At 70.9% G+C, this 2,982-nt stretch carries 5 protein-coding genes; 4 read left to right on the top strand and 1 reads right to left on the bottom strand.

The window, feature by feature from the left end; translation table 11 throughout:
- The 4 genes from E4F61_RS14095 to E4F61_RS14080 form a co-directional block, all read left to right on the top strand.
- Positions 1-167: FKBP-type peptidyl-prolyl cis-trans isomerase (locus E4F61_RS14095; RefSeq protein WP_202909019.1), on the top strand; the 167-nt coding region annotated here is incomplete at its 5' end.
- 46 nt (positions 168-213) lie between these two features.
- Positions 214-1,551: a UDP-glucose dehydrogenase family protein gene (locus E4F61_RS14090; RefSeq protein ID WP_133480237.1), complete on the top strand. Its 1,338-nt coding sequence runs from the start codon at positions 214-216 to the stop codon at positions 1,549-1,551.
- Positions 1,548-1,778, top strand: a complete 231-nt coding sequence (locus tag E4F61_RS14085; RefSeq protein ID WP_133480236.1) for a SlyX family protein — start codon at positions 1,548-1,550, stop codon at positions 1,776-1,778. The genes E4F61_RS14090 and E4F61_RS14085 overlap by 4 nt, the downstream gene beginning before the upstream one ends.
- 9 nt (positions 1,779-1,787) lie before the next feature.
- Positions 1,788-2,441, top strand: coding sequence for a DUF2058 domain-containing protein (locus E4F61_RS14080; RefSeq protein ID WP_133480235.1), 654 nt, complete (start codon positions 1,788-1,790; stop codon positions 2,439-2,441).
- A 127-nt stretch (positions 2,442-2,568) separates the two neighbouring features.
- Here E4F61_RS14080 and E4F61_RS14075 read toward each other — a convergent pair.
- A partial coding sequence (locus E4F61_RS14075; protein WP_274380542.1) for a vitamin B12 dependent-methionine synthase activation domain-containing protein occupies positions 2,569-2,982 on the bottom strand: 414 nt, incomplete at its 5' end.

Genomic DNA, 2,982 nt, shown 5'->3' with positions numbered 1-2,982 from the left:
TGATGCCGGTCGGCAGCAAGTACCGCCTCTGGATCCCGGCGGCGCAGGGCTACGGCGAGCAGGGCACGCCGGGCGGTCCGATTCCGCCGAACGCCACGCTCGTGTTCGACGTCGAGCTCCTCGGCATCGGCAAGCCGGGCGCTGCGGGCCCGCAGCCGACCCCGTGATCCACGCGCCCGGCGTCCGCGCCGGGCGACTTCGCAGGAGCGCCTGATGCGCGTCACCATCTTCGGCACGGGCTACGTCGGCCTGGTCACCGGCACGTGCCTGGCGGATGTCGGCCACGACGTCGTCTGCGTCGACATCGATGCCGGAAAGGTCGCCGCGCTCGAGCGCGGCGAGATCCCGATCTTCGAGCCCGGCCTCGAGCCGATGGTGCGCTCGAACCACGCAGCCGGCCGCCTGCGTTTCACCACCGACGCCCCGTCCGCGATCGCGCACGGCGAGGTGATCTTCATCGCGGTCGGCACGCCACCGGGCGAGGACGGCAGCGCCGACCTGCAGTACGTCCTGGCGGTGGCGCGCACGATCGGCCGTCACCTCGAGCGGCCGGGCATCGTGGTCAACAAGTCGACGGTGCCGGTCGGCACCGCCGACAAGGTGCGCGACGCGATCGCCGCCGAGCTGGATGCGCGCGGGGTCGAGCTCGAGTTCGGCGTGGCGTCCAATCCCGAATTCCTGAAGGAAGGCGACGCCGTCAACGACTTCATGCGCCCGGATCGCATCGTCGTGGGCGCCACCGACGCGAACGTCATCGACCGGCTGCGCCGGCTCTACGCGCCGTTCAACCGCAACCACGAGCGCATCGTGGTGATGGACGTGCGCTCGGCCGAGCTGACCAAGTACGCGGCGAACGCGATGCTCGCGACCAAGATCTCGTTCATGAACGAGATCGCCAACCTCGCCGAGCGCGTGGGTGCGGACATCGAAAACGTGCGGTTGGGCGTCGGCTCGGACCCGCGCATCGGCTGGCATTTCATCTACCCCGGCGCGGGCTACGGCGGCTCGTGCTTTCCGAAGGACGTACAGGCGCTCGCGCGCACGGCCGAGCAGGTGGGCTACGACGCCGAGCTCCTGCAGGCGGTCGAGTCGGTGAACCATCGCCAGAAGCGGCATCTGGTCGAGCTGATCGAACGCCATTACGGCGGCGACATCGCCGGCAAGACGTTCGCGGTGTGGGGCCTCGCGTTCAAGCCCAATACGGACGACATGCGCGAGGCGTCGAGCCGCGTGCTGCTGCAGGCGCTCTGGGCGGCCGGCGCGCGCGTGCGCGCCTACGATCCCGAGGCCGCCGACGAGGCGCAGCACATCTTCGGCGAGCGCGACGACCTCGATCTCTGCGACAGCGCCAACGCGGCACTCGCCGGTGCGGATGCACTGGTTGTGGTGACCGAGTGGAAGCAGTTCCGCAGCCCGGACTTCTCGCGCCTGCGCGCCGCGCTGTCGGACGCGGTGCTCTTCGACGGTCGCAACATCTACCACCCGGACGAGGTCGAGGCCGCGGGCGTGGCCTACTACGGCATCGGCCGCGGCCGGTCGGTCACCGCATGAGCGACGATGCGCTCGACGAACGGCTGGTCGAACTGGAAACGCGGCTCGCGTTCCAGGAGCACACCCTGCTCGAGATGAGCGACGCGCTGGCCGACCTGAGGTCGGAGAACGCGCGCCTGGTGCTGTTGCTGCAGCGGGCACTCGACGAGATGCGCCAGCTCCGCGCGGGCCTCTCGACCGACCTGACCGGCGACCCGGCGCTCGAACCGCCGCCGCCCCATTACTGATCGACCGACATGAGCGACACATTGCGTGACCAGCTGTTGGGCCTCGGCTTCAAGCCGACGGCGCCGGCCCGTCCGGAAAAGCGCGACGAGCGGCGCCCGCCGCGCCCGAACGCCCCGAAGCAGGGCGAACGTCGCGATGCGGGCCGTCCCGGTCCGCGTCCCGAAGCCGCCCGCGACGCGAAGCCGAAGGGCCGTCCGCCGTCGCGCAACGGCGGGCCGCGCAGGCCACGGACGCAGGAGGAGATCGATCTGGGCAAGGCCTATGCGCTGCGCGCCCAGAAGGAGAAGGACGAGCGCATCGCCGCCGAAGCCGCGCGACAGGAGGAGGCGCGCCAGCGCCGCGAGGCGCGGGCGAGGCTCGGGGACTTCCTGAAGGACAAGGCGCTCAACGACAAGGACGCCGACATCGCGCGGCATTTTCCGTACGGCGGCAAGATCAAGCGCATCTACGTCACCGCGGAGCAGCTGCGCGCGCTCAACGCGGGCGAGCTGGGCGTGGTGCAGCTCGACGGTCGCTACGTGCTGGTCGCGAAGGACGTGCTGGACGCCGCCGAGGCGATCTTCCAGCAGGCGGTGGCACTGCGCGTGGATCCCGATGCGCCGGCCGGCGATGACCCGTACAGCGATCCGCAGTACCAGGTGCCCGACGACCTCGTCTGGTGATGCGTTCGGACGGCGTCGCTCGCAGCCGTCGATGCCGGCACGAGCGGCGCGCGCCAACGCGTACCGGCATCGACCCCTTCCGCACCGGCCTCCTGGCGACGACGGGCCGTCACCGCGCCCGGTCCGCTCACTCCGGGTCGTAATCCAGGTTCGACGCCAGCCAGCGATCCACCTGGGCCGGCTCGACGGCTCGACGCCGCGCGTAGTCGGCCGCCTGCTCCTTGGAAACGCGCCCCACGACGAAGTACTGGCTGCCCGGGTGGCTGAAGTAATAGCCCGAGACCGCGGCCGTGGGGTACATCGCGAAATTCTCGGTCAGCGCCACGCCCGCGTTGCGGGTCGCGTCGAGCAGCCTGAACAGCGTCGCCTTCTCGCTGTGGTCGGGGCAGGCCGGATAGCCGGGCGCGGGCCGGATGCCGCGGTAGCGCTCGGCGATCAGGTCGTCGTTGGCGAGGCCTTCGTCCGCCGCGTAGCCCCAGAACTCGCGTCGCACGCGCTGGTGCAGTCGTTCCGCGAGCGCTTCGGCCAGGCGATCGGCGAG

Source organism: Cognatilysobacter segetis, from assembly GCF_004359965.1.
In the GTDB taxonomy this organism is placed as follows: Bacteria; Pseudomonadota; Gammaproteobacteria; order Xanthomonadales; family Xanthomonadaceae; genus Cognatilysobacter; species Cognatilysobacter segetis.
The sequence above is the reverse complement of the archived record's forward strand: the minus strand, read 5'-3'. Positions and strand labels throughout refer to the sequence as shown.